Consider the following 19,544-nt stretch of genomic DNA (forward strand, 5'->3'; position numbering starts at 1 on the left):
AATCTTATTCAGCAGTGAATCAAAATGCTTAGTAGCTATTTTTTTACTTTGGATGTCAGTTACACCGAATGCCAGAGTCTTTACTCTGGCTCCTTTTTTGACGTCGTGTTGGTCGCAGAAAACGGCACACGTGTTCAAGTACCTATCAACTTGCTTAAGCAACATATCAATAGCCGAGGCATATACGGACGCTTTCGTTTGTTAACCGATCAAAACCACAAAGCGATTGCGTTTGAGCGCTTGAGGTAATGGTTCTCATATTGGCACTTTCACTATTTTCTATCGTCAAATTGCGGCAAAGTTAGCAATAATCTGACGAAATAATCGCAATTTGTTCAATCTGGATTAAAGTTAAATAACCTGAACTTTGGATAACAAGTTAGCTAATACGTTGTAATGTCTAGTAAAGCTTATTAATAACCCTTCTAGGGAGATAATTATGCTTAGAGCAAGGCGAGTTTGTGTACGTAATAGCTGGCTATTACTAGCAAAGTCAACGCTGTTATAAGGATAAATAGCCCCTAGAAAGCAAGTTGTTATCCAGAGTTCAGGTTAAATATATTCGTAATAAAGATGTGTTTGGAACAATATCTAAAGGTATGCTGATGAATAATAAATATAAACTTTCTATAATCGCTGCTGGCTTATTGACAGCAGGTTGTTCGCTCGATGTTCGCGTAGACGATGAAACGTCTGATGAACAAACCACTATTCAAGGTGACAAAGTATTCCCAACAGGTTTAATGGTTGCGTCACCCTTTGCAGATGAAGCTGATAGCTCGCAAACAACCAGCACAGCTAAACGAGGTGGTGGCACTATTCCGCATTATATATGGGCAACTAAGCGGATTGGGCGCGTATTGGATGGTACAACGCCATTGCGCGACGAGTTTAATGTTGATTCATTTTATCGAACAGGCGGTAGAGCCGAATGTTTTGGACCGCAGGTGACTTTTCAGGGGCATCCTGATGCAACTTCGTCCGACATGGAAGATGGTACCTTGCCAGGCGGTGATCTGGGTATTTGGCTGGTTGAAAATGAATTTGGGCAAGCTTGTGTGGTAGCACAAACCAACAGTTTGTTACGCGGTGTACAAGCTCGTTCTCGTATGGCTTTGATGACTTTGGCAAGTTTAGTGTCTGTTGCCAACAGTGAAGGTGAGACTTTGCCAGAAGATGGTGAACACTTAGATTTGACCGTTGCAATGGATAATCAAGGCATAATGGATGTTAGTTTTAATGATGCGAGTATCAGCAAAAACGCTGGGGTATGGACTTATACCGTCGATTTGGATTACAGAGTTGATGGGCAAGACTATGCGATTTGGTTACAAATGACCCACGAGCCGACAACTGACTTTGATGTATACCAAGGAAACTTACAGTATTTGGTTGAAGGGAATGAAACTGTTAGTAGGATTCAATTTCCAGGTGGTAACTGCCAACAGAGCGAGCGTACCTTGGCGGGCTCTCTTTCATATGATCGAGATGGTGACAGTATGTCAATGCAAGCTCGGGCGGCCACGTTATGTGGACACAGTGTTGCAAATACCTTTGATGCAGATGGCATAGTTGATCCGAGCAATAAATATGCTAGTAGCAGCAATGCTGATGGTTGGAGTGAAAATTTCAGTATTTTTGGTGCTGAATTTGATGTTTCAACTATCGAAGGCGACTATGCATATGCGTGGCAAGCTGGGGTTAATGATTCAAACAGCCGGATATTGTTGGTTGGAATAAACGATCCTGATTTAGCCAATGGCGAAGGCCACTTTGGTTATGGTGAACAAATTGAAAACACTGACGGTTGGATTGAAGGTTTTATTTGTAACTGGGCAGCGCCTGGCGCTAGCCACGGTTTAATATCAGCGACACAACGGCAAGCGTTTGAATATGATGAATCAAGCCGAGTTTATATGGGTACAGACCATAGAGCAAACATAGAATATGCGCCGACTAGTAGCTGTGAATATGATGGCTTAACAAACTTTGTGTTTGATATTGATGCCAGTGGCACCTTAGGTGACATAATTGCCGAAGACGCTTCTCTATCGTTTACCAGTGATTTATGGAGCCCGACAGACACCACTCATACACTACCACAAGGTCTACAAGCTAGGGGGATAAATGTACCAACGATTCCATATGGTTGGCCAGCACCTTAGCAATATTTTAAAATAAAGGCATTGGTAAGCTAATGCCTTTATTTTTATACATAATTTGTTGCGAATATAAAAAAAGCAGCTTAAGCTGCTTTTTTCAAGTTAAATCAGATAGCTGATTAACCTAAAGGTTATTTAACCATATCAGATACTTTGATATTAGTTGCATGAAGCCCTTTAGGACCTTCTTCAAGTTCAAACTCAACTTCTTGGCCTGCCTTTAGCGTGCGGTAGCCGTCCATGCTAATTGTTGAATAATGAGCAAAAACGTCATCATCTTTACCTTCCGGTACGATGAAACCAAAACCTTTAGCGTTGTTGAACCATTTCACTTTACCTGTAGCCATACTACTAATTCCTTCTGAATCTTGAACAGGGTCGATAAATTATATCGTCTCTAAACAGCCGTTTTCTGATACCACTTGAAATTCAGTTTAACGACTACATATCAAACTGTAGATAAAATATGCAATCAGTCAAGTTAAATTAGAACAAAATTTAAAAAAAAGTGTATATTGCAACTTTAAGATAAAATCGTTATGCATTCGGTCAAACGCGAGCTATATTTTAGTTATGAGTAAATTTACTAACACAGATCCAAACCAAGGAGAATTACAAGAAGCTGTACGTAAAGCGGTCAAGCCGCCGCCGATGTACAAAGTGATACTCAATAATGACGACTATACACCAATGGATTTTGTGGTAGATGTATTAATGAAGTTTTTTCGAATGGACATAGAAAAAGCCAATCAAATAATGTTGACGATTCATTACGAGGGCAAAGGTGTATGCGGTACATTCACCTTTGAAATTGCAGAAACTAAAGTTGCGCAAGTCAATCAATATGCTCGTGAACATCAGCACCCTTTAATGTGCACTATGGAACAAGCGTAATGGTAAGGACGCAAACATTGTTACCCTGTGGAGTACCTTATGCTAAATAAAGATTTAGAAACAACCTTGAATGAAGCTTTTCGTGATGCCAGAGAGCACCGCCATGAATTTATGACGGTAGAGCATTTGTTATTAGCGCTATTGAATAATCCAGCCGCACGAGAAGCTTTGGTTGCTTGTGGGGCGCAAATAGAGCAGATTGAGCAAGACCTCAATAACTTTATTCAAGAAACAACACCTGTTATTCCAGAGGACGACTCAGAGAGAGAAACTCAACCAACTTTGGGTTTCCAACGCGTTTTACAGCGAGCTGTTTTTCATGTCCAGTCCTCTGGGAAGTCAGAAGTCACTGGTGCTAACGTATTGGTGGCAATTTTTAGTGAACAAGAATCTCAAGCGGTATATTTGCTGAAAAAAGCAGACGTTTCTCGCTTAGATGTGGTGAATTTCATTTCGCATGGTATTAAAAAAACTGAAGGTGAAGATTCTATTGAGCCGCCATCAGTTGATGCCGAAGAAACATCTGAATCTGTCGAGTCGGGTAGTGTACTGCGCTCGTTTTCGACTAATCTAAACAAAGAGGCGGAAGCCGGTAAAATTGACCCTCTTATTGGTCGTGACCAAGAACTTGAGCGAACGATTCAGGTGTTGTGTCGTCGCCGGAAAAACAACCCATTGTTAGTCGGCGAAGCTGGGGTGGGCAAAACTGCCATTGCCGAAGGTTTGGCCTATAGAATTGTTAATGGCGATGTCCCCGAAGTGATTGAGCAAGCGACCATTTATTCATTAGACATGGGCGGTTTGTTAGCTGGAACTAAGTACCGTGGGGATTTCGAGAAACGCTTTAAATCTTTGCTTAAAGAGCTAGAAAAAGATGAACAAGCAATTTTGTTCATTGATGAAATCCATACCATTATTGGCGCTGGTGCGGCCTCTGGTGGGGTGTTGGACGCATCTAACTTGTTAAAACCATTATTGTCTGGTGGCAAAATTAAATGTATCGGCTCAACAACTTATCAAGAATTTCAAGGCATCTTTGAAAAAGACCGAGCATTAGTGCGACGTTTTCAAAAAATTGATGTGGTTGAACCAACAATTGATGACACCACTAAAATTTTATTGGGGTTAAAATCACGCTATGAAGAGCATCATGGTGTACGTTATACCAACAAAGCGGTGAGAGCAGCGGTTGAGTTATCTGCAAAATATATTAATGAACGCCGATTACCTGACAAAGCCATTGATATCATTGACGAGGCGGGTGCTAATCAGCGATTGATGCCAGTTAGTAAACGCAAAAAAACCATTAATGTTGCAGATATTGAGCACATTATTTCGAAAATAGCACGCATTCCGGAGAAATCAGTTTCTTCTTCAGATAAAGCTGTTCTGCAAAATCTGGAACGCAACTTGAAAATGGTTGTGTTTGGACAAAACGACGCAATTGAAACTTTAACTGCAGCTATTCGTTTGTCGCGCAGCGGTTTACGTGATGAAACTAAACCCATAGGCAGCTTCTTGTTTGCGGGTCCAACTGGTGTGGGTAAAACAGAGGTCACTCAGCAGCTAGCAAAAGCTATGGGAATAGAACTTATCCGCATTGATATGTCTGAATATATGGAGAGGCATGCCGTTTCGCGCTTGATTGGTGCTCCTCCGGGTTATGTTGGTTATGAGCAAGGTGGTTTGTTAACCGATCAGGTTATTAAACACCCACATTCAGTGGTCTTGCTTGATGAAATTGAGAAAGCACACTCTGATGTGTTTAATATTTTGTTGCAGGTGATGGACCATGGCACATTAACCGATAACAATGGACGCAAAGCTGACTTTAGAAATGTCGTATTTGTTATGACAACTAATGCGGGTGTGCAAGAAACGACGCGTAAATCTATTGGTTTTAATCAGCAAGATTATAGCACTGATGCAATGCACGAAATAAATCGCACATTTACGCCTGAGTTTAGAAACCGTTTGGATAGTATTATTTGGTTTAATCATTTATCACCAGAAATAATTGTTCAAGTGGTCGACAAATTTATTGCCGAGCTTGAAGGCCTCTTAGATAAAAAAGGTGTAGCACTTAATTTACAAAGTGATGCTAGAGAGTGGTTAGCGACTAAAGGTTACGATAAAGCAATGGGAGCAAGGCCAATGGCACGAGTTATCCAAGAGCACTTGAAAAAACCTTTAGCCAACGAACTATTATTTGGTGCGCTTAGTAAAGGTGGTGCTGTCACCATTACGGTCAATGGTGATGAACTGGCGTTTCAGTTTGAAAGTGAAAAAGACTTAGCTGAAACTCATTAAAGTTATAAGGTTAAGTCATTCATGTGCCTCACTGTTATTACAAGTGAGGCACCGAACTGAAGCTTCAGAAGTAGAATTAACGCTGACGGAAAACGATACGACCTTTTGACAAATCGTAAGGTGTCATTTCAACGGTTACTTTATCGCCAGTCAAAATACGGATATAATTTTTACGCATTTTGCCAGAAATATGAGCTGTAACCACATGCCCATTTTCTAGTTCTACTCTAAACATAGTATTAGGTAAGGTATCTAAAACCGTACCTTGCATTTCAATGCAATCTTCTTTAGCCATTCAGTTAAAAACCTCAGTAAATTAGCTCATTCAAAAAAATCGCGCAGATCATGCCCTAAGCCGCCTCGTATGTAAAGTTTTAGCTGATTTTTTCTCCATTAATATTTAAACAGCCAGTTAAATGCAAGTAGGTTAATTTATATGATTGAAAATAGTTGTCTGACAATTGGTTTTTTATTGTTTTGATTTAGTTTTTGTTTGTCATTTTGTTTTGTAAGTCAAAAGTTGTTTATTTTGTTTTATAGTTGTTGTATTTTTGTTCTGATCATTATTTGGGATGTATAAGAAATGATCAGGAAAACAACGTGCAGTTATAAGCAACGCTAACAAAGGAAAATTCTAATGAACAAAAACTTAATCACACTCACAATGTTGATGTCACTGACTGGCTGTTTGGATTTTAATTCAGCTGACGATGAAGGAAACATCGATGATGGGAATAACCAGGCGACGTTTAGTGGTGATAGTCAACAGTCTATTTCGGCTGATGCTAGCTCAAATATAGCCGGTTCACTGACGGTTTCAGACCCTGATTCTGGTGAAGCATATTTTGTTGCAATGGAACAAGTCGCCACTTCGTATGGCAACTTTTCATTGTCGAAAGAAGGCACTTGGACTTATGAATTAGATAGCAATAATTCGTTTGTAAATAATTTATCATCGTCAAGTGATACTTTAACTGACAATATAACAATTAGCTCGGCCGATGGCACTAATCACATTATTGTGATTACCATTGTTGGAATTGATACTACAAACAATACACCTGCTTCAATTTCAGGCCTAAGCAAAACCATAACAAATAATACTGCCTCTGATGTTGAAGGTGAGATTTATATCCATGATGCTGATGGTGATAACGAAGAAGCAGCAATTGCGCAAAACGATGTCGTGACGACTTATGGAACATTTTCTATTAACGCAGACGGAGAATGGACATACGAGTTAGATACGACTCAATCTGATGTTGCTGCGCTTTCTTCGGCGAGTGAAACCTTAACCGACACCATTAGTATTAGTTCAGTTGATGGTACACAAGCTGATTTGCTTATCACTATTACTGGGGTCGATCCTGTGGTAGTGGATACAACACCGTTGACAGCTGATGACTCTGTTCCTGTCGTCAATTGTACTCAGGTTGTTAATTCGGTTGCAGACTTAGAAGATGCCGCAGAAGACCTAGTTGCGGGTGATACATTGTGTTTAGCAGATGGTACATATACTGGTGACTTTGAGCTGCGTGTTGAAGGTATGGGCACACCAGACAAGCCCATCACGGTTGCTGCCGAAAATCCAGGAAAAGCGATTATTACTGATGGAGAAATTTCTGCTCGATTGGGTGGCAAACACATAGTTTTGCAAGGGTTTGTATTTCGTGACGGCGAATCCGGTAGCTCCATTATCAAATTCGAAAAAGAAACAGAATGTAGTTATTGTCGCGTTACTGAAGTATCAATAATTGATATGGATGCAGGCGACTATAGTAGTTCAAAGTGGATAGAGTTTTATGGACATTACAACCGCGTTGATCATAGTTGGTTCTCTGGTAAGGAATCTCGTGGTGCTTTACTCGTTTTTCCTCGTTGGACTTCAGAAAGTGATTTCAATGCAAATGGCTTTACAGCAGATTATGGTTTGGTCGACCACAATTACTTTGGCGATAGACCACCAGCGTTTGGCCAAGCATACGCAGGTAGCAGTGATAATGAATACGAAGCGATTCGATTAGGCTTAAGCACTACTCACTCTGCGCCATCATATTCTGTTGTCGAAAAGAATTATTTTGAACGGATCCAAGGTGAAGCTGAAATTATTTCTAATAAATCAGCAAATAATATTATTCGTAATAATACTGTGCGCGATAGTAATGGTTCTATAGTAACTCGGCATGGTGCAAATGCGACCATCAGTAACAACTTTATATTTGGTGACGACAATCCATTTGCTGGTGGAATTCGTTTGGTTGACGACGGACATATCGTTACCAATAACTATGTAGAAGGTGCGCGTTACTTAAATTCAAATTGGAACGGTGGCATTGTATTAACCACGGGGGATGATGCTGGTGATACAGATAATGGGTATCAAAATGTCGAAAATGTTTTAATTGCGCACAATACCATAGTCGATAGTGTCAATAGCTTAAATGTGTATGGTGGAAAAAACGATACAGCTCCACAGGATGTTTATTTAGTTAATAATATCATTGCTGACGCAATTGGCCCTGTGATTCGCACTAACGGACAAGGCATGCCTGCCAACTCAACTTTTGATGGTAATTATGTATTTGGCCAAGCCTTTTCCGATGATGATAGTCTGACATCAGTCACAGGTATTACAATGTTAGATGTGGAACTAGAAAAAGCTGCAGATGGATTGTATCGTCCGAGTGATAAAAGCCCAGTATTAGCTGCGGCAGTTGTCAATTTAGGTGATTTTAATCCACCGACTATAGACATGGACGGACAAACTCGAAGCAATAGCACAACTGCTGGAGCAGATGAGGCGTTAACAGCTAGCAATCAATTAGCGCCTTTAACTGCGGCTGATGTTGGTCCAAAGAATTATCGTCCAACACCAGGCAAAGTTTATGTCGATAAAGTTTCGATTGTAAACCATGATTTTGATTCAGGCGACTTTAGCGGTTGGACAAATAATGGCGCGACCATCACGTCAGCTGCCGATGAAGTATTTTCGCGAGGTAACAGTCTAAAAGTCGATAGCAACTCGGCAAGTGTCACACAAACTGTAACGCTTACTGCAAATACTCATTATACTCTGTCAGCCTTTATGAAAGGCGCTGCAAAGTTGGCGGTAACGGTTGATGGTAAAACTTACGCTGCGGAACGCAACGCCAGCTCTTATGCTTTCCAGTCAGTTAGCTTTAATTCAGGTAATGCCACTTCTGCAGTTATTACTGCAAGTGTAGATGATATGGTGTCTAATAAAGCTGCGATTGCCAATGCGAATTTTGATGATGGCGACGATGATTGGATAACAATTGAAGGTACAGGAATCGGTCAAGTTCAAGAATCCAGCAACTCTGCTGGTGGGGCGGATGGCTCGATAAAATTCAAGTGGAACTCTGGTGCAGATACTGGTTCACCTCACAACCCTTATATTGCGCAAACAATTGCCGTAGAGGCAAATACTGATTACACATTGTCTATCTATAACTTGTATAAACAAAGTGATGATGATTCGTCGATAATTTTTGGTGTTTCATCAAATACAGATATAACCGCAACAGCAGACTGGGTTGCTAATAAAGAATCTGTTTATTCGGCACTGAAATCGGCCGGGACAACTAAAGGTGACGACAGTTTCTATCGGGATCAACTTACCTTTAATACAGGTGCGCATACATCACTAACCGTGTTTGCACAGTTTAAAACGACTAATGGTACCGAGATACGTGTCGATCAATTTGAGTTGAGCTACCAAGGAGCGCCAGCTGAAGGGACAGAAGCATACTTTGATAACATTCGTTTGGTGTCTCATCCCTTGTCACCAATAGAATCAGAAAACGCGGCGAATAACTAACACATCCAGCCAAATGTAAGAGTTGGCCACAGGTTTGGTTAACTCTTTTTAGTTTTTTGAATGTTTATCCAATGGCCCGCTTCTAACCTTTGGTGAGGGTAGAAGCGGGATTTATAATTCATTTTGTTGCAGCCATCGACTTGGTAACCTAAATAGACAAATTGACGTTGCGACATGCGGGCTAATTCAATTAACTGCAATATCGCAAATGTCCCCAATGAACGATTGGCTAACAAAGGATCGTAAAAGGTGTAGACAGCGGAGAAACTATTTGGCAGGGCATCTACCACAGATACAGCAACTAAATTGCCATTGACTGACAGCTCCAGAAAACCAATATCCAGCCAAGCCGCTTTGACGAAACTATTAAACTGTTCGAGCGACGGTGGATACATGCTGCCATCAGCGTGTTTATGCTCAATATATTTTTGATATAGTGGGTAGTATATATCGCTATCTGCTACTTTATAAACAATCCGAGCTTGTATATCACGGTTTTTGTTTAATAGTCGTTTTTGACTCTTGCTTGGTTTAAATGTCTGGCTATCAATACGAATCGACTGGCAAGCTTGGCACTGTTGGCAATGCGGACGGTACACTTGATAGCCGCTGCGTCGAAACCCAAGGGCCATCAACTTTTCGTAATTCTCAGGCGTGTAGACGATATTATCCAAAGCAACGAGCAAACGTTCTTTATTATCAGGTAAATAGTCGCAGACAAATTCTTCAGAAATGCCAAATTGAATTGGGATATTATGGCTCATTACTTAGCTCTCTGGCTTTCCATGCATCTTTGTCTAAAGCCTTTTGGGTTAATTCTGGCAACCTGGCTAAAAATTGCTCGCGGGGCATTTGGTATACGCCCAAAGTTTCAAGATGAGGGTTGACCATTTGACAATCAATCAGCTCAATTTCTAGCTGTCGGCATAATTGGCCTAAACAGCAAAACGCAGCTTTAGAAGCATTCGAAACAATATGAAACATGGACTCACCACAAAACAAACGACCAATGTTAATGCCATATAGTCCACCAACTAATTTTTGCGATTGCCACACTTCAATGGAGTGGGCGTAACCTTGTTGGTGCAATTGGATATAAGCTTGGATCATTTCTTCAGTGATCCAAGTACCATCTGTCTTTTGTCTAAGTGTAGCGCAATTCTGGATAACTTGTGAAAATGCTTGATTAACAGAATAGCTAAACTCTGCTTTTCTTAAATATTTGCGCAAGCTTTTATTTGGATGTACTTCAGCTGGTAGGATGACACCACGAGGGTCAGGACTCCACCATAAAATAGGTTCGCCAAGGTTAAACCATGGAAATATACCGTTTTGATACGCTTTTACCAGCCAATCCGGTGTTAAATCACCGCCAATTGCTAATAAGCCATTAGGCGAATCGAGCGCTAACTGCGCGGGTGGAAAGTATACTTGTAGTGGGTCGAGTTGATAGAGCGCTATTGGGCACCTCCTATACAGGAAACAAAGAGTTGCGGGCAACCGCAACTCTATTTTAAGCTAGCTCTTTGTAGACTAACAGTCTACTTTTGTGCGTCTAAATAGCGCTCAGCATCTAGTGCAGCCATACAACCAGTGCCTGCGCTGGTAATGGCTTGGCGGTATATATGATCACATACGTCACCAGCTGCAAACACACCTTCAACACTAGTTGAAGTCGCATTGCCGTTCAGACCAGACTGAGTAATGATATAGCCGTCTTTCATTTCCAGTTGGCCTGCAAAAATATCGGTATTGGGTTTATGGCCAATTGCGATAAATACACCAGCAACTTCTAATTCTTCGGTCGAGTCTGATTGAGTATCTTTAATGCGAACTCCTGTTACGCCCATGTCGTCACCCAGCACTTCATCTAGGGTTCTATTTAGGTGTAAGGTAATGTTGCCATTTTCCGCTTTGTCCATTAAACGATCTATTAAGATTTTCTCTGAGCGGAAGGTATCGCGGCGATGAATTACATGCACTTCTGATGCGATGTTAGAAAGATACAATGCTTCTTCAACTGCGGTATTGCCACCACCAACAACAACCACTTTTTGGTTTTTATAAAAGAAACCATCACAAGTAGCACAGGCAGAAACACCGCGCCCTTGGAACGCTTCTTCTGATGGCAAGCCTAAATATTTAGCCGAAGCGCCAGTACAAATTATCAAGGCGTCACATGTATATTTGCCCGCGTCACCTTCTAAAGTGTAGGGTTTTTTAGAAAAATCTACAGTGTGAATATGGTCGAATAAAATTTCAGTATTAAAACGCTCTGCATGGGCCTGCATACGTTCCATCAGTGCTGGGCCGGTTAAGTCATGTGCATCACCAGGCCAGTTTTCGACTTCGGTTGTAGTGGTCAATTGGCCACCTTGTTGCATACCGGTAACTAATACAGGGTTTAAATTAGCTCGTGCTGCATAAACTGCTGCCGTATAACCCGCTGGGCCAGATCCTAAAATTAGTAGTCGGCAATGTCTTGCGTCACTCATGATTTATTCTCCAAATTCTTATGTAAGCTGTTAAGTGTACCTTATTCAGCAGTGATTTTTTACAAATGGGGTTAGATAAGATTATATCAAGTCTAACCTCAATCAATCTAAAATCTAATCGAAAAAAACAATTATCCTAATCGCTTTTGAATACGCTCTTTGGTTTCGCGCTTTTTCTCGTCTGACTTTTTTAACAAAATTACAGTAGCCGCTAAGCCGCCAAGGTGTTTGGGGGCGCTATGATAAGCAAGTACTTGTTGAAAACATTTTAACCAATTATTTAAATAACTCTTTAAAACAGCAGGGTGAGGGTGATTGTTTAAACCTAGACCATGCTGTACTAACAAACATCTGTGATTATCTGCTTGGCTTTGTTGAATAAATTCAAATAGCGCGACACGGGCGTGTTCAATGTTAAGTTGCCTGAGATCAAGTCGATTGGTTATCGAATACTTGGCCTGGCGTAAATTTTTGTAGACACCGTCTTGAACACCATCTTTTTTAAATTCGAGTGGGTCGTGAGGATCTACAGGTTCAACAAAGCCAGTGGTTAACCCCAGTTGTTCGATAGCTTGCTGTTGCTTTAATTGGTTTAGATGTTCAGTTGCAGTTTGTCGATCTGCGCGCTGTTTGTTGGTGGATTTCACCAGTACTTTATCTTGTTCTAATGGCTTTATGTCACTCATTTCTTGGCTGAACAAATTCCAATCATCATCTTGTTGCATAATTTTTAAAATTCCACTCAAGTTTATCGCTACTACACCGATACAGGGTTTAAGTTCACATACCCAGAACTTGTTATACCAAACCGCGCTTTATCCCTCTATAAAAAAAGCGGTTTGGGTTAAGTGCCTCAAACACCTTGTGCGACAGTGGCAACCCCTCATTTGCTATTGTCGCAGCAAGTGTTTCAGCCAACAAAGGTGCCGTTGTTAATCCCCGAGAACCTAAACCTGATAATAGGTACAATCCTGAATATTGCTGTTGTGGGGTCAATTCAGGTGGTCGCTGGCGATTTTTTTTTGCATGGTAATATTTCAATTCTGCCGTTGACAGTACTTCACCCATAATTGGGATGTGGTCGAGACTCGCCGCTCTTATTGCCGCTCTTTGGCCGACTATACGTTGTACGGAAAAATTATCAGCTTGGTTTGGTAAAAATTTTTGTTGCTGAACTACATTGGTGTGATTATCCACTTTTACATTGGAAGTTAAATCTAAATCGCGACTAAACGTAGCGCCAATGCAATACTCACCAAGCCAGTTGGGAGTAATGTAACCTTTGTGGCATAAAACGGTTTTAAGATTAGCCATCTCAGTTGTTGCCGTTAAGTGGCTTACTTGTCCACGCAACGCTTCTATGGCAACATGCTCGCAGGCGTTAAACTGTGCCAACTGATGACCTGTGGCAAGCACAACTTTATCGTAGTTTTTGCGAATTTTAGCATTATTGTCTAGCTGAAAATCAAGCTGCCAGCTGCGGTTATCTCCTTGATAAGTTAACTCTACCAATTGATGTTGTGGCCAGATATTGACATGTGTTTGTTTGTGTAAATAGTCTAATGCGCCTTCAACAAAATGCTTAGGACTAATCCAGCCACCATCTGGATAGTACATGCCTCCAGTATCTAACTGAATACCAGAAAGCTTTGACAGTGTTTGTTTATCAACAGCTTTCACCAGTTCGGCTGGAAAGTATGGGTTGCTGGTTATCGCCTGCTGACGCTCAGCAATGAGCTTGGAAAAATTAAGTTGTGCGACACCGCACCACTCAAGCGGAAAGTCGAATAAATTTAAACAGTTTTGATAAAACTGTTTAGCGTAGTAAAAACCTTTTAGATAAACTTCAATTAGATTGTTGTGGTCGTTTTGTAGTAGTGGATAAATGGCACCTTGCTGATTGCCTGACGCGCCACTGGCAGGTTGTTGATAATATAAATCTACTGTGAGATCACGTTTAAGCAATTGCATGGCGGTGCAAATGGCAGCAATACCACCACCTATTACTGCGATGTTTGATGTTTTAGCAGGAGCTGGCTTGGCACTTGTTTGGTTGAGGTACCCTTGAATGCGTTCACGTTTGCGACCAAACCCTGCCACTTTATCTACCTTGAAGCCCGCAGCAATTAAACCTCTACGAACAAAACCAGCGGCGGTAAAAGTTGAAAACGAACCATGGGCACTCGACAGTCTCGCCATATGCTCAAATAGACCTTGTTGCCACATATCTGGATTTTTGCTTGGGGCAAAACCATCCAAAAACCACGCATCAACAAAACCTTGCCCGATTGGCTTGCGGCTGACTTGCTCGCCAAAGTAGGGTGGTTTAACCACTTGATAGAGTTTTGTAGTTTGCATTTGTTGCAAGCTGTCTTGAACGTCGCCTATCCATAAATCTAATTGAATATTCGCGCTGAGCTGCAATCTATGTGGCCCAGCAACCAAATACGGGTATTGATTCAGTAGCGGTTCAGACCATTGTGCTAAACTTGGCCAGTTGGCTAGCGCTTGACGCAATGATTGCTTTTCCAATGGATATTTTTCAAATGAAATAAAATGCAAACGTTTTAATTTATGCGTAGGGTTTTGCTGGATAAATTGGCTAAATGATTGGCACACCGCTAAAAAATTCAAACCTGTGCCAAAACCAGTTTCGGCAATAGTAAAAACTGACTTTTCACAGGCTTGCCAACGAGTTAGTAATCTATTACCTTGCTGAAAAACTTCAATAGATTCGGTTAAACCGTCTTCACGAGAGAAGTAAATATCGTCGAAGCTTTGTGAAACTGGCGTGCCATTTTCTCTAAATTCTATCTGTGCGGTAGTAATTTTCGTCAATTTTATGCGCTCAAAAGCCTATCAAGCATCGCATTTTACTTTAAATTAACCGATAATATGAAGCTTTGAAAAAGAATTACATGGTAAGCATGCACATAGGTGCGACTACAAATGAGAGGATTAATATGAAAAGAGCTGTGATTACAGGCCTGGGCATAGTTTCAAGTATCGGAAATAACGCGAAAGAAGTGACAGACTCACTCAAAGCTGGCCGTTCGGGTATAACACACTCTCAACAATTTGCTGACGTTAAAATGCGTAGTCAGGTATGGGGTAATGTTGATATTGATTTATCTGAGCACATCGACAGAAAACAATTAAGATTTATGGGTGATGCTGCAGGGTACGCATATGTAGCTATGGCTCAAGCAATTGCTGATTCAGGTTTATCTGAAGAGCAAGTATCAAACCCTCGTACAGGTTTAATTGTTGGATCAGGTGGAGCTTCTTCGGCTAACCAAGTTGCTGCAGCAGACACTATGCGAGAAAAAGGCGTTCGGCGTGTAGGCCCATACATGGTAACTAAAACTATGGGTTCAACTGCATCTGCTTGTTTAGCAACACCGTTTAAAATTAAAGGTGTTAACTATTCAATGAGCTCAGCTTGTGCGACTTCAGCTCATTGTATTGGTCACGCATGGGAACAAATTCAATTAGGCAAACAAGATGTCGTATTTGCAGGTGGCAGTGAAGAATTAGACTGGACGCTTGCATGTTTGTTTGATGGTATGGGCGCTTTATCAACTAAATACAACGATACACCAGAGAAAGCATCTCGTACCTATGATGCCAATCGTGATGGTTTTGTAATCGCTGGTGGTGGCGGTATTTTAGTTGTTGAAGAATTAGAACATGCACTTGCCCGTGGTGCTAAAATTTACGCTGAAATCGTTGGTTATGGTGCAACATCTGATGGTTATGACATGGTTGCACCATCAGGCGAAGGCGCAATACGTTGTATGCAACAAGCTATGGCAAGTGTTGATGGCGAAATCGAATACGTCAATACTCATGGTACATCTACTCCGGTTGGTGATGTCAAAGAATTAGAAGCCATTCAAGCTGTATTTAGTGAATACAAGCCAGCCATCAGTGCGACAAAAGCAATGTCTGGTCACTCATTAGGCGCCGCTGGTGTGCACGAGGCGATTTATTCATTGTTAATGTTAGAGAATGATTTTATTGCGCCATCCATCAACATTGAAACACTGGATGAAAAAGCAGAAGGTTTAGATGTTGTGACCGCAACTAGAGCACAAAAGTTAAATACTGTTATGTCTAACAGCTTTGGTTTTGGTGGAACAAACGCTACTTTAGTCTTTAAGCGTTTCGAACAATAAATCTTTTCAATTATTGTACCTTAGCTCTAAGTGAAGCTTAGAGTAAGGTGCAACCTTAGGTGTAACATGACAGCACAACCGCATTTTTTTATTGAAGATTCCTTATTATATGCTGAAGCGTTTTTCTCCAGCCTTGGCAAAATTAGTCGCTTTTCTGGCCGAACCGTCACAGCAGATGACATTGCTGATGCCGACTATTTACTGACCCGTTCGACAACCAAGGTTAATGAAAAACTCTTACACAAATGTCACAAGCTCAAATTTGTCGGTACGGCAACTGCTGGCTACAACCACATAGATGCTGACTATTTAGCCCAACGAAATGTTGAATGGGCGCCTGCTGCTGGCTGTAATGCCGATGCGGTAGCCGACTATGTGATTAGCAGTGGCTTCAATCTAGCGAACAAATATGGTTTTGACTTAAACAGTAAAAAAGTAGCGATAGTGGGTGTGGGGCAAATCGGCAAGCGTTTGGTTAAACGCTTTTCTGCTTTAGGTTGTGAGGTCATACAGTTTGACCCAGTGAGAGCTCAGCTGGAAAGTGCTTTTGAAAGTGCAACCTTTGAACAGGTTTTAAAGTGTGATTTTATAACCTGTCATGTTCCTTATGTGCACAGTGGCGAACATAAAACTCACCATATGTTCGACAAGCAAAGGCTACTACAACTAAAACCTGAGACTATTTTAATAAATGCTTGCCGCGGTGAAGTAATAAATAATGCTGAGTTGGTTGAAGTCTTCCAATCAGGGCATGAACTTAGAGTTGTTTTAGATGTATTCGAAAATGAACCTAACATTAATATGGCACTATTACCCTTCCTAGAATTTGGTACACCTCATATTGCTGGCCATAGTTTGGAAGGAAAAGCGCGCGGTACCGAAATTTTATACCAAATTATGTGCGAGCGCTTAGAGTTGCCAGTAGAGATTAAACTACAGGATTTATTGCCAGCAATGGCGGTAGACCATATGGTGTTGACTGAAAAATATCAATTGAGTCAACGGCAATTTAGAGCTTTGATGAATTTAGTCTATGATATTCGTAACGATGATTTAGATTTTCGTATGGGCTTAGCCAAATCACCAGAGAGCTTCGACAGGCTACGCCGTAATTATTCAATTCGTCGAGAGCTAACATCGTTAAAAATTCAATGCGACGAAACCTTGTATCCAACCTTTACTAACCTAGGTTTTAATACCAGCTTAATCAATGGTTAATAATAAAGGTTTGAATATCCATTGATGGAACAAGGATTGCTTACAATTATAAAAATGCGTCAAAAAAACGCCAAAGGGTAGGACATTAACAGAATGCGCGGGTTAAAAAATTTCGGTATAACAACATTATGCTTGTTGGCTATGGCTGCTCCAGTGAGCCTACTCCCAATTGGGGTGACTGGAGAGGCTAATGCCGAAATGCGCATTCGAGGCGATAAAGAAAATGACGATGGGCTGTCAGGACTGACTTATGGTCCCATTCGTTCAAGTGATACATTGTGGCAAATAGCAACACAACACAAGCCAGATCCAAGTTTATCAACTTATCAAGTTATGGTGGCTATCTACCAGGCAAATCCTGAAGCTTTTGTAAACAATAACTTGAATAGTATGCGCAATGGCGCGGTCCTTAACTTGCCAACTTTAGCGGCTATCAGGAAAGTTAACAAAACAGCGGCAAAAAATAAATCAGATTTAGATGATGAGATTTGGGCTGACAAACAACGGCGTTTGATTGCCGCGAAGACAGATCCTGAAGAGAAAAAACGGCAAGAAACAGCCAAACAATCTGATTTAGAAAATGCTGCGAATCAATTACAGGATAGAATATCCGAGCTACAACGTGCTCAGCTTGAATCTTATTCTGTTTTAAAAGATCAGTTCGCCGCGTCTCTGGAAAATATTCAAGCCTTATTGGAAGAAAATGAAAGGCTGAAGAATCGACTCACCAATGTCAACGAAGAAGTAGTTGCATTAAAGCAACAGGTTGGGCAAGGGAGCCTACTCCAACAGCAGATGGAGCAACTGCTGACTCAGCAAAACGAGCTTCTAGAACAACAGCGTAAAGAAATTGAAGAGGCAAATCAAAGCGGCTGGACTCAATTTGTTGAAGCTGTGTCCAACAGTATTTTGTATATGATATTGCTTGCATGTCTACCTGCTCTGCTCATTATTGGTGGAATCGTCTGGTGGTTTAAATCAAGAAACAGCTCAAATGAAAAAACAGAACAGCCAGCAGCGCAAGCCGCAGAGCAATTTGCGCCAGAAGATGATTTTAATCTAGCACCACCTCCGCCGACACCTGAAGCACCGGCTTCGTCAAGCGCTGCAGAAGAAATTCGTTTAGACGATGACGATGACGATGACTTACTTCCGCCATTAGACGAAGAGACGTCAAGCGACAGTTTGGTTTATGAAGATGATGATGATTTGTTGGATGTTCCTGATAGTGCTTTGGATGACGAACTTGCAGATGACCTACTCGATCAATCGTTAGATGACATTATTGGTGATGAAGATGTTGATACTGACGACATAGATGCACTGTTAGAAGAAGCTAGCGCAGATTTAGGTGATGATTTATCAGAAAATGAAGCTTTAGAATCTGATGAGTTGTCGCAGGACGACCTAGATTCATTGTTTGACTCTGTCGATTCTGATTCAGATGACTCATTAGTTGATGCTGAAGACATTGATTCGTTGTTAGAGCAAAATGGCGATTCTGATGATTCTATCGTTGATGTAGATGACATAGATGCGTTATTGGCAGGCGAGCAAGAAAAAGATGATGCAAATGTTGATATTGCAGCGGAAGACATCGACGCATTATTAGAGAGTTCGCAGGAGAACGCAGAGGAAGACAACGACGATATATCCGAAGATGATATTGATTCGTTACTGGCCAGTGCAGAAGATGACATGGCAGAGGATGGCGCTGATTCTGACGCTGATGACTTACTGGATAATGACGATTTAGATGACTTAGATGCGCTGCTAGAGCAAGATATGGCAAGCAATAAGCCAGTTGATGAGTCAAAAATGAGCGAAGATGTCGATTTAGACTCTATGCTGGCAGAGGATGATGACGATGCGCTTATCGATGAACCAGATATTGCGATTGAAGAAGACGAGCCGCTGCCCAGTGACGAAATTGATATTGATGCACTATTGGAAGAAAATGAACAAAGCGGTGATGTAGAAGAAGCCAATGATGCATTGCAGCATGAAACTTCGGACATTGTTGACGACGACAGCAATGACGACGATGAACAAATAGACATAGATGCGTTACTCAATGAAACTGCGTCAAGTGATATTGATGAACTTGATGCAGACGCATTGATAGATGAACTTGATAATGCTGACGAACCGAGTGCTGAAGAAAAACATGCACAAGAACTCTCATTGGATAGTGACTTCGTTGGTGATGAAACAGATTTAGTAGACGAAATATCAGCAGAAGACCTTAGCGAAGAAGAAAATTCGCAGTCAGTAGGCGAACCTGACGAAGAACTTTCGGTCGAAATAGATGATGATCTACTTACGGAAGACTTTACCGAAGAAGACGCAGAGCAGTCAGTGGAAGAAACATCTGAAGCAGATGAATTAGCTGATGTTGAATTACAAGCTGAGCCAGATTCAGACATTGCTGCAGATTCAGATGAAGCAG

The 19,544-nt window shown here is 41.2% G+C and carries 15 protein-coding genes; 8 read left to right on the forward strand and 7 right to left on the reverse strand.

The genetic code is table 11. The features are described from left to right. The first annotated feature begins 24 nt into the window (after positions 1-24). Together DS2_RS10205 and DS2_RS10210 are read left to right on the forward strand one after the other, a co-directional pair. Positions 25-249 carry a DUF2835 family protein gene (locus tag DS2_RS10205; protein ID WP_035014657.1) on the forward strand — a complete coding sequence of 75 codons (225 nt, stop codon included), beginning with the start codon at positions 25-27 and terminating at the stop codon, positions 247-249. Between the two features lie 356 nt (positions 250-605). Next, complete coding sequence (locus DS2_RS10210) at positions 606-2,165, forward strand: hypothetical protein (protein WP_035014658.1); 1,560 nt, start codon at positions 606-608, stop codon at positions 2,163-2,165. 128 nt (positions 2,166-2,293) lie between these two features. Here DS2_RS10210 and cspD read toward each other — a convergent pair whose 3' ends face one another. After that, on the reverse strand, positions 2,294-2,509 hold the full coding sequence (gene cspD / locus DS2_RS10215) for a cold shock domain-containing protein CspD (RefSeq protein ID WP_035014659.1): 216 nt from the start codon (positions 2,507-2,509) through the stop codon (positions 2,294-2,296). 226 nt (positions 2,510-2,735) lie between these two features. On the opposite strand from cspD, the gene clpS reads away from it, so the two are divergent. Both clpS and clpA read left to right on the forward strand, forming a co-directional pair. Then, positions 2,736-3,056 carry an ATP-dependent Clp protease adapter ClpS gene (clpS, locus tag DS2_RS10220; RefSeq protein ID WP_035014660.1) on the forward strand — a complete coding sequence of 107 codons (321 nt, stop codon included), beginning with the start codon at positions 2,736-2,738 and terminating at the stop codon, positions 3,054-3,056. A gap of 39 nt (positions 3,057-3,095) precedes the next feature. Further along, positions 3,096-5,366: an ATP-dependent Clp protease ATP-binding subunit ClpA gene (gene clpA, locus DS2_RS10225; protein WP_035014661.1), complete on the forward strand. Its 2,271-nt coding sequence runs from the start codon at positions 3,096-3,098 to the stop codon at positions 5,364-5,366. A 76-nt stretch (positions 5,367-5,442) separates the two neighbouring features. Here clpA and infA read toward each other — a convergent pair whose 3' ends face one another. Next, positions 5,443-5,661, reverse strand: a complete 219-nt coding sequence (infA, locus tag DS2_RS10230) for a translation initiation factor IF-1 (RefSeq protein WP_016955625.1) — start codon at positions 5,659-5,661, stop codon at positions 5,443-5,445. A gap of 342 nt (positions 5,662-6,003) precedes the next feature. On the opposite strand from infA, the gene DS2_RS10235 reads away from it, so the two are divergent. After that, positions 6,004-9,204, forward strand: coding sequence for a chondroitinase-B domain-containing protein (locus tag DS2_RS10235; RefSeq protein ID WP_035014662.1), 3,201 nt, complete (start codon positions 6,004-6,006; stop codon positions 9,202-9,204). Between the two features lie 38 nt (positions 9,205-9,242). Here DS2_RS10235 and DS2_RS10240 read toward each other — a convergent pair whose 3' ends face one another. The 5 genes from DS2_RS10240 to mnmC all read right to left on the reverse strand — a co-directional run bounded on the left by DS2_RS10240 (position 9,243) and on the right by mnmC (position 14,537). Then, positions 9,243-9,968, reverse strand: coding sequence for an arginyltransferase (locus tag DS2_RS10240; protein WP_035014663.1), 726 nt, complete (start codon positions 9,966-9,968; stop codon positions 9,243-9,245). Then, positions 9,958-10,665, reverse strand: a complete 708-nt coding sequence (aat, locus tag DS2_RS10245) for a leucyl/phenylalanyl-tRNA--protein transferase (protein ID WP_035014680.1) — start codon at positions 10,663-10,665, stop codon at positions 9,958-9,960. The genes DS2_RS10240 and aat overlap by 11 nt, the downstream gene beginning before the upstream one ends. Positions 10,666-10,745: 80 nt before the next feature. Beyond that, positions 10,746-11,699, reverse strand: a complete 954-nt coding sequence (gene trxB, locus DS2_RS10250) for a thioredoxin-disulfide reductase (RefSeq protein WP_035014664.1) — start codon at positions 11,697-11,699, stop codon at positions 10,746-10,748. A gap of 131 nt (positions 11,700-11,830) precedes the next feature. Further along, a complete protein-coding gene (gene smrA / locus DS2_RS10255; protein WP_035014666.1) occupies positions 11,831-12,424 on the reverse strand; it encodes a DNA endonuclease SmrA in 594 nt (197 codons plus the stop codon). Positions 12,425-12,497: 73 nt separating this feature from the next. Continuing rightward, entirely contained in the window at positions 12,498-14,537 is a 2,040-nt protein-coding gene (mnmC, locus tag DS2_RS10260) for an FAD-dependent 5-carboxymethylaminomethyl-2-thiouridine(34) oxidoreductase MnmC (RefSeq protein ID WP_035014667.1), read from the reverse strand. A 125-nt stretch (positions 14,538-14,662) separates the two neighbouring features. Between mnmC and fabB the strand changes: the two genes are divergently transcribed. The 3 genes from fabB to DS2_RS10275 form a co-directional block, all read left to right on the forward strand. Further along, on the forward strand, positions 14,663-15,877 hold the full coding sequence (gene fabB, locus DS2_RS10265; RefSeq protein ID WP_035014668.1) for a beta-ketoacyl-ACP synthase I: 1,215 nt from the start codon (positions 14,663-14,665) through the stop codon (positions 15,875-15,877). Between the two features lie 66 nt (positions 15,878-15,943). Further along, positions 15,944-17,095, forward strand: a complete 1,152-nt coding sequence (locus DS2_RS10270; protein ID WP_035014669.1) for a 4-phosphoerythronate dehydrogenase — start codon at positions 15,944-15,946, stop codon at positions 17,093-17,095. 153 nt (positions 17,096-17,248) lie between these two features. Beyond that, positions 17,249-19,544: FimV/HubP family polar landmark protein (locus DS2_RS10275; protein WP_326979547.1), on the forward strand; the 2,296-nt coding region annotated here is incomplete at its 3' end.

The organism is Catenovulum agarivorans DS-2, assembly GCF_000568405.1.
In the GTDB taxonomy this organism is placed as follows: domain Bacteria; phylum Pseudomonadota; class Gammaproteobacteria; order Enterobacterales; family Alteromonadaceae; genus Catenovulum; species Catenovulum agarivorans_A.